This window comes from Streptomyces sp. NPDC005811, from assembly GCF_040630405.1.
GTDB lineage: Bacteria > Actinomycetota > Actinomycetes > Streptomycetales > Streptomycetaceae > Streptomyces.
Map to the genome: position 1 here is coordinate 1 of NZ_JBEXXK010000117.1, position 7,667 is coordinate 7,667.

Genomic DNA, 7,667 nt, shown 5'->3' on the forward strand with positions numbered 1-7,667 from the left:
CCCACCACCCTGCGGATATCTCACACAACCGGCATACCGCAACGATCACACATCGTCAGCCCCCAACGACATTACGTCGCAAAAGTCAGTAACGGCCCGCGGGCTGTTCCTGGGCCGTCGGTGGGGTGGGGGTGGCCCGGGCCGGGATCGCGTTGGCCGCGGTGATCAGGGTGGTGGCGGCCAGGACGGCGGCGGCGAGGGCCCTGGCGTAACGGTGTCCGTGGTGGGGGGATGTGGGTCCGGGCACGGCAACCTCACAACATCGGCGGACTACGGCGCATGACACTCAGGTATTAAGCATGCTTAATTCGCCGTTTAACCTAGGGGCTGCGACACTCCAACGGCAAGAGGCTCAGGGGTGGTTGGGGGTACACGGGACGTGGGAGAACGGGACGAACCGGAGGTCATCGGGCGGCGCGTGCAGCGGTTGCGCGTCGAACGCGGGCTGACACAACGGCAGTTGGCGGAGCCGACGTACACACCCGCCTACGTGTCCACGCTGGAGGCCGGCCGGGTGCGGCCCTCCGACGAGGCGCTGCGGCACATCGCCGACCGGCTCGGCGTGGACTTCCAGGAGCTGGCGACGGGGCGCTCCGCCCGCCTCGTCACCGATCTGCGGCTCCGCCTCACCGAGGCCCAGCGGGCCCTCGCCACGGGCGCGGCGCAGGAGGCCGCCGCCCAGTACGCCGTCCTGCTCACCGAGGCCGAGGAGCACGGGCTCACCGAGGAGCAGTCCGGTGCGCTGCTCGGGCTCGGCGAGTGCGAGATCTCCACCGGCGACCTGGAGAAGGCCCGCCACTACTTCGAGCGCGCCGAGGAATGCCTCGCCGACGCCCCGCTGCCGGTCCGCGTCCCCGCCCTGCGCGGACGCGCCGTCTCCCACTACCTCGCCGGTGAACTCCGCTACGCCGTCTACCTGCTGGAGTCCACCCTCGACGAGCTCAACCGGGGCGGACTGCACGATCCCGACGCCCTGCTGCTCCTGTACGCCTCCGTCATCGGCCCCTACATGGACATGGGCGCGCAGGCCCGCGCCGCCCAGGCCGCCGAGTTCGCCCTCGCCCTGGCGCCGCAGGTCGCCGACCCCGCGCTGGTCGCCCGGATGCACCGTTCCGTCGCCCGGACCCTCCTCGCCGAGGGCCGGCTCGCCGAGGCCGACGCCTCCCTCGCCAAGGCCGCCGAGCTCTACCGGCAGCTCCAGTTGCGCACCGAACTCGCCAACTGCCACTGGATGCGCGGATACGTCTACGCCCAGAACGGCGAACTGGAGCGCGCGGAAGGGGAGTTGAAGCAGGCGCAGGACATGCTCGCCGCCCAGGGCGCCGCCCTCTACGGCAGCCAGGTCGCCGTCGAACTGGCCGACGTCCTGCACCGCCGGGGCCGCTCGCAGGAGGCCTCGGCCCTGCTCCACGACGTCCTCGGCGACCTCTCCTCCGAACGCGGCGCCGTCCACTCGGCCGCCGCGCACCGTTTGCTCGGCATCATCGCCGAGGACGCCCGCGACACCGAGGCGGCCGAGGAGCACTACGTCCGGGCGCTGAGCCTGCTGGAACGCGCGGGCGCCGCCGGCGACCTCGCCGACCTGTGCCGTCTGCTGGGGGATCTGCTGCGGCGCACGGGCCGGGTGGAGGCCGCCCTGGACGCCTACCGCACCGGCCTCGGCCACCGCACGGCCCCCGGCACCACCACCCTGGGCCCGGCCCCGGCCCAGCCCCCGCTGTAGCCGGGCCGTAGGCGTTCAGGCCGTGGGCGGCCGGCCGCCGAACTGCCAGGGGTGGACCTCGACGTCCGCGTACCGGTCCGCGTCCAGGACCGCGCGGGCCGCGTCCGCGCCCGGCGCCCGCACCAGTGCCGCCGTCCCCAGCCGGACGCTCCCGTCGTCGGACAGCAGCGGCCCATAGGCGATCAGCTCGTCCCGGCCCGGCGGCACGGTGTCCTCGGCGGCCGCCTCGCCCGCGCCCAGGCCGAGGACCAGGAACCGGTCGCCACCGGTCCGCCCCCCGGGGAACTCCCACATCGTGCGCCCCAGCAGGTTCCGCCACCGCCGCAGCAGGACGTCCCGGTACACACCCGCCTGGTAGCCGGGCTCGTCGAAGGCGAACGCGCGGGCGGCCGCCGGAGTGGCCAGGTCGACGATGTGCACACTGCCGGTGGGCACCCCGTCCGGCCCGGACATCGTCGGGCCGCGGGCGATCATCTCCGACGCGTACCGGTCCATGTACGACCAGTGCTCTTCGAGCAGTTCCTCACGCAGGGGCAGGGAGCCGGGCCGGTCGCGGTGGTGACAGAAGAACTCCATGCCCGCCAGTCTTTCGGCCCCGGCGGTCCCCGGTACACCGGAATTTCGCCGGCCCAACCGGAATCACAGGTTCCACCGAGGTGGGGCCCGGGTCGGGCACAGCGCCCGTCGTTAGCGTCCCGCGGGTGGTGAGTCAGCGGGCGGTCGGCGACGGGGTGCGCGTCGTCGTACGGGCGTTCGTGTACGCCGGGGTCGGCGGGGCCGCCCTCGTCGCCGTGGCGACCGTCGCCGCCGTGCTCGGGCCCACGCTCGCGCTCGATCTGTACACCCCGCCCGTGGCCGCCTGGTGGACCGTGTTCACCGCCGTCGCCGTCCAGGGCGTGCCGTTCCTGCTGCTCGGCACCGTCGTCTCCGCCGCCATCGGCGCCTTCGTGCCCGAGCGGGCCCTGAAACGCCTCCTGCCCCGCAACCCCGCCCTCGCCGTCCCCGTGGCCGGTGTCGCCGGTGCCGTGCTGCCGGGCTGCGAGTGCGCCTCCGTCCCCGTGGCCGGAAGCCTGATGCGGCGCGGGGTGGCCCCGGCCGCCGCCCTCGCCTTCCTGCTGTCCGCGCCCGCGATCAACCCCGTCGTGCTCGTCGCCACCTCCCTCGCCTTCCCGGGGCAGCCCGCGATGGTCCTCGCCCGGCTGCTCGCCTCCCTCGGCACCGCCGTCGTCATGGGCTGGCTGTGGGCGCGGTTCGGGAAGGAGGAGTGGCTGCGGCCGCCGAGACGCCCGGCGCCCCACGCCGAAGGCCCCCGTGCCTTCCTCCTCGGCCTCCGGCACGACTTCCTGCACGCCGGCGGCTTCCTCGTGCTGGGCGCCGCCGCCGCGGCCACCTTCAACATCGCCGTCCCCCGGTCCGTCCTCGACGTCTTCACCGGGTCCGTGTGGATCGCCGTGCCGCTGTCGGCCCTGCTCGCCGTGGTGCTGTGCGTGTGCAGCGAGGCCGACGCCTTCGTCGCCGCCTCCCTCAGCGCCTTCCCGGCCACCGCCCGGCTGGCGTTCATGGTGGTCGGCCCGATGGTGGACCTGAAACTGCTCGCCCTCCAGACCGGCACCTTCGGCCGCTCCTTCGCCGTCCGGTTCGCCTCCGCCACCTGGCTGGTGGCCGTCGCGGCCAGTGTCCTCGTGGGGTGGTGGCTGCTGTGAGGCGTCACGGACCGACGGTCCTCCTCCTGCTCACGGGAGCGGCCGTCCTGCGCATCACCCTCTTCGGCGACCTCTGTCTGCGCTATGTACAGGCGGGCCTCAGGCCCTACCTGATCGTCTCGGGGGTCGCGCTCGTGCTGCTCGGCCTGGTGACGGCCGTACTCCGCGACGAACACGAACACGAACACGGGCACGGGCACGGGCATCATCACGGGCCCCGCACCGCCTGGCTCCTCGTCCTTCCCGCCCTCGCCCTGCTCCTCTTCCCGCCACCTGCCCTCGGCTCCTACAGCGCCGACCGCGAGGCCGCCCAGCGGGCCGCGCAGGGGGTCGGCACGTTTCCCGCGCTTCCGGACGGGGATCCCCTCAGCCTCACCGTCGCCGAGTTCAGCTCCCGCGCGATCTACGACAGCGGCCGCTCACTGAAGGGCCGGACCGTCCGGCTGACCGGCTTCGTCACCCGCGGTGACGACGGCTCCTGGTACGTCACCCGGCTCCTCGTCACCTGCTGCGCCGCCGACGCCACCACCGGCAAGGTCGAGATCCGGGGCGCCGACGACGACGCCCCGCCCACCGACACCTGGGTCACCGTCACCGGCACCTGGCACCCCGAGGGCACGCTGGGCTCCGACGCGGCCTGGCCGCCGGTGCTCGACGCGGCGCGGACGATCCGGGTGAAGCAGCCGGCGGATCCCTACGAGAAGCCGTAGACGAGAAGCCGTAGACGAGAAGCGGGCGCAACGGTGGTTCCCGGAGGTGGCGGCGGGTACCCGGCGGGCGTGGGGAGCCGACCGACCGGCCCCTCGCTCGGAGGTGGTCGCCGTGCTCGACCGGGAGCGGGAGCGGATCGCGGCGGTCCTCGCCGACGCGGTGCGCGGGGCCGAACCGGGCGAGGTGCCCGAGCGGCTGTGCACCGTCGCGGTGCGGCTGCTGCCGGTGAGCGGGGCGAGCGTGGCGCTGTGCGGCGAGGGCATCCCCGTACCGCTGAGCGCGAGCAGCGCCCGGGCCGCGGACCTGATGGAGATGCAGGCCACCCTGGGGGACGGGCCCTGTCTGTGGGCCGCCGAGACCGGCGCGCCCGTGTACGCCTCCGATCTGCGGGGCGGCCGGGACGCCGTGCGCTGGCCGGTCTTCGCCCAGCAGGCCGCGGCCGCCGGGGTGCGCGCGGTGTACGCGCTGCCGCTCGGCGACCGCACGGCCTGCCTGGGCACCCTCGACCTCTACCGTGACGTCCCCGGTGAACTCGCCGGGGACGAGGTGCGGACGGCACAGCTCGTGGCGGACGTGCTGACGGCGGCCCTGACGGCCCTGCCGCTCGGGGAGGACGACGGTCTGCGCCCGCCCGGTGAGGAGCCGTGGCTGAGCGCCCTCGCCACCGAACACGACGTCGTCCACCAGGCCGTCGGGATGGTCATGGCCCAGCTCGGCGTCGGCGCGGACGACGCGCTGGCCCGGCTGCGCGCGCACGCCTTCGCGCACGGCCGTACGGTCCTCGACGAGGGCCGGGAGGTGGTCGGCCGCCGCACCCGCTTCGACGACCGCGACTGAGCCGCCGGGCGCGCCGTCAGACCTGGACCCGGCCCTGCTTGCGTACGTCCGCCAGCCGTCGTACCCCGAGCTGAACGGCCGCCTGCGTCGCCTCGTTCGGTACGTCGCCCAGGCCGCCGTTGGTCAGCGCGAACCCGTCCTCGCCCGCCCGGACGGCGGCCACGTCCAGCGCGAGGGCGGTCGGCTCCCCGTCGGCGTTGTCCCCGGCGGTGCCCCACAGGGTCAGCGTCACCCGCAGTCCCTGCCGCGCGTCGCCCACCTCCGGCAGCGGCAGGTCGGTCACCTGCACGTCCTCCACCGTGTCCTTCCCGGCCGTGGCCGTGAACCGGGCGCATTTCTGCGGCAGTTCCTTCAGCCAGGCCAGCGTCCGGTCCATGTCCGCCGTGCTCCGGCCGGTGAGCTGGTAGCGCAACTGGGCGGCGGCGTCGGGGTCGTCGAGCCCGACGACCGCGCGGGCGGGGGCGCCGAACAGCTCGTCGGTGTACAGGGCGTCGAGGAGCTTCTGGCACTCGGCGACCGGGGTGCTCGCCTTCAGCAGCCCGTCCCGCCAGGTCGCCGCGCCGCCGGTCGGGAGCCAGGGCGCGCCGAGATCCTCGGCGGTGATGAGGGCCGCCTGCGCCTGGCTGTCGCTGAGGACGCGCGGGGCGGCCGACGCGGCGGGCTTGCTGGTGGAGGCCTGGACGGTCGGTTCGGCGGGGGCGGCCGTCGGCGGGTGCTCCAGACCGAGGGTGGCGCACCCGGTGACGGTCGTGAGCAGCAGTGAGGAGGCGAGGAGCGCGCGGCGGTTCATCGGGGGGTGCCTCCTGACGTGGGGATACGTGCCTCCTCCCACGGCAGCACCGCCGCCGCGGACCGACCAGCGCGGCGGGCCGTACGGGTTACGGGCGTTGCTGCGCGCGGTGGAAAACCGTTCGTCGCCGGCCGGTCCGCGTCGCTAGGGTCGCCGTATGCAGCGCGCCCAGCCGTCCCTCACGACGACGCCGGACACCGTCCCGGCGCGCTGATCCGATGCATGGATGACCGAAGCCCCGGGGCGAGCGCCCCGGGGCTTCGTCGTGTCCCGGTCCGCCCCGCCCCCGCTCACCTGGGAGACCCGGATGCCCGACCACCGCCGCCTCGGCCGCGAACTCGACCTCTTCGACACCGACCCCCTGATGGGCGCGGGCCTGCCGTACTGGCTGCCGGACGGCGCGATCGTGCGGCACACCCTGGAGGAGTACGTCCGGGAGGCCGAGCGCGCGGCCGGCTACCGGCATGTGTACTCGCCGGTGCTCGGCAAACGCGAGCTGTACGAGATCTCCGGCCACTGGGACCACTACGGCGAGGACATGTTCCCGCCCATGGACCTCGGCGCGGAACAGATGCTGCTGCGCCCCAGTCTCTGCCCCCACCACGCCCTGATCTACCGCTCCCGCTCCCACAGCTACCGTGAACTGCCTCTCCGTATCGCCGAGTTGGGTGGCATGTACCGTTCCGAGCTGTCGGGGGTGCTGGGCGGTCTCACCCGGGTGCGGGCCATCCAGCTCAACGACGCGCACATCTTCTGCACCCCGGAGCAGGCCGTGGACGAGGCCCGCGCGGCCCTCGGGCTGATCCGGCGCGCCTACGCCGACCTCGGCATCAGCGCCTCCCGGTACCGGCTCTCCCTGCCGGGCGCGGGCGGCAAGTACGTGGCCGATCCCGGGCTGTGGAGCCGGGCGACCGCGCTGCTGCGGGAGGTCCTGGAGGGTGCGGGGATCGCGTACGAGGAGGCGGAGGGCGAGGCTGCCTTCTACGGCCCGAAGATCGACGTGCAGATCGCGGACCGGGCCGGCCGGGAGGCGACCCTGTCCACCGTGCAGATCGACTTCCACCAGCCCGCCCGTTTCGCTCTGCACTACACCGGCGCCGACGGGGCGAGACACCGGCCGGTGATGGTGCACCGCAGTGTGATCGGCAGTGTGGAGCGGGCGGTGGCGCAGCTGATCGAGGAGCACGGCGGGGCCTTCCCGGCCTGGCTGGCGCCGGTCCAGCTGGTCGTGCTGCCGGTGTCGGAGGCCCAGGAGGGGGCGGCGGCCGAGCTGGTGCGGAGGGCGTCGGCGGCGGGGCTGCGCGCGGAGGCGGCCCGCGAGGGCAGCCTGGGGGCGCGGATCCGGGCGGCGCGGCGGGTGCCGTACCTCGCGGTGATCGGGGAGCGGGAGGCGAGCGGCGGGCTGGCCGCCGTACGGCTACGGGACGGCCGCCGCCCCGGCGAACTGCCCGCGGACGAGCTGGTGCGGCGGATCGCTGAGCGGGTGGCGGCCCGGAGAATCGGACTGTGGGACTGAGCGGAGACGGGGCGCGGGTCGGGTGGGGACCGGTGCGGATCGGGTGCGGGTCGGGTGGGGACCGGTGCGGACTTGGGTGCGGGCCGGGTGGGGACCGGCGCGGACCGGCGTGGACCCGGGTGGGGACGGGGTGGGGACCGGTGCGGACTGGGTGGGGACTGGGTGGGGACCGGTGCGGGCCGGTGCGGGCCGGGTGCCGACCAGGTGGGGACCGGCGTGGACCCGGGTGGGGACGGGGTGGGGACCGGTGCGGGCTGGGTGGGGACCGGTGCGGGCTGGGTGCGGACCGGTGCGGGCCGGGTGCCGACCAGGTGGGGACCGGCGTGGACCCGGGTGGGGACGGGGTAAAGCAAGAGCACACTTCTGAAAACCAGTCACGAATTAGTT

General features: G+C 74.5%; 8 protein-coding genes. 5 read left to right on the forward strand and 3 right to left on the reverse strand.

The genetic code is table 11. From position 1 onward, the window contains the following. Positions 1-85: 85 nt before the first annotated feature. Complete coding sequence (locus ABZ490_RS51740; protein ID WP_359007921.1) at positions 86-247, reverse strand: hypothetical protein; 162 nt, start codon at positions 245-247, stop codon at positions 86-88. Positions 248-379: 132 nt separating this feature from the next. Here ABZ490_RS51740 and ABZ490_RS51745 point away from each other — a divergent pair, with 132 nt between their 5' ends. Continuing rightward, the gene (locus tag ABZ490_RS51745) at positions 380-1,723 is read left to right on the forward strand and encodes a helix-turn-helix domain-containing protein (protein ID WP_359007924.1); all 1,344 of its coding nucleotides are present in this window, start codon (positions 380-382) and stop codon (positions 1,721-1,723) included. A 15-nt stretch (positions 1,724-1,738) separates the two neighbouring features. On the opposite strand, the gene ABZ490_RS51750 is transcribed toward ABZ490_RS51745, so the two are convergent. Further along, positions 1,739-2,299 carry a YciI family protein gene (locus ABZ490_RS51750; protein ID WP_359007927.1) on the reverse strand — a complete coding sequence of 187 codons (561 nt, stop codon included), beginning with the start codon at positions 2,297-2,299 and terminating at the stop codon, positions 1,739-1,741. Between the two features lie 125 nt (positions 2,300-2,424). Here ABZ490_RS51750 and ABZ490_RS51755 point away from each other — a divergent pair, with 125 nt between their 5' ends. The 3 genes from ABZ490_RS51755 to ABZ490_RS51765 all read left to right on the forward strand — a co-directional run bounded on the left by ABZ490_RS51755 (position 2,425) and on the right by ABZ490_RS51765 (position 4,974). After that, entirely contained in the window at positions 2,425-3,426 is a 1,002-nt protein-coding gene (locus tag ABZ490_RS51755) for a permease (RefSeq protein ID WP_359007931.1), read from the forward strand. Beyond that, entirely contained in the window at positions 3,423-4,136 is a 714-nt protein-coding gene (locus ABZ490_RS51760) for a TIGR03943 family protein (protein WP_359007934.1), read from the forward strand. The genes ABZ490_RS51755 and ABZ490_RS51760 overlap by 4 nt, the downstream gene beginning before the upstream one ends. Positions 4,137-4,248: 112 nt before the next feature. After that, positions 4,249-4,974 carry a GAF and ANTAR domain-containing protein gene (locus tag ABZ490_RS51765; RefSeq protein ID WP_359007937.1) on the forward strand — a complete coding sequence of 242 codons (726 nt, stop codon included), beginning with the start codon at positions 4,249-4,251 and terminating at the stop codon, positions 4,972-4,974. A gap of 16 nt (positions 4,975-4,990) precedes the next feature. Here ABZ490_RS51765 and ABZ490_RS51770 read toward each other — a convergent pair whose 3' ends face one another. Beyond that, positions 4,991-5,764 (reverse strand): hypothetical protein, encoded by a 774-nt coding sequence (locus tag ABZ490_RS51770; RefSeq protein ID WP_359007940.1) that lies wholly within the window; start codon positions 5,762-5,764, stop codon positions 4,991-4,993. Positions 5,765-6,071: 307 nt separating this feature from the next. Here ABZ490_RS51770 and thrS point away from each other — a divergent pair, with 307 nt between their 5' ends. Beyond that, positions 6,072-7,280, forward strand: a complete 1,209-nt coding sequence (gene thrS / locus ABZ490_RS51775) for a threonine--tRNA ligase (RefSeq protein ID WP_359007943.1) — start codon at positions 6,072-6,074, stop codon at positions 7,278-7,280. Positions 7,281-7,667: the final 387 nt, after the last annotated feature.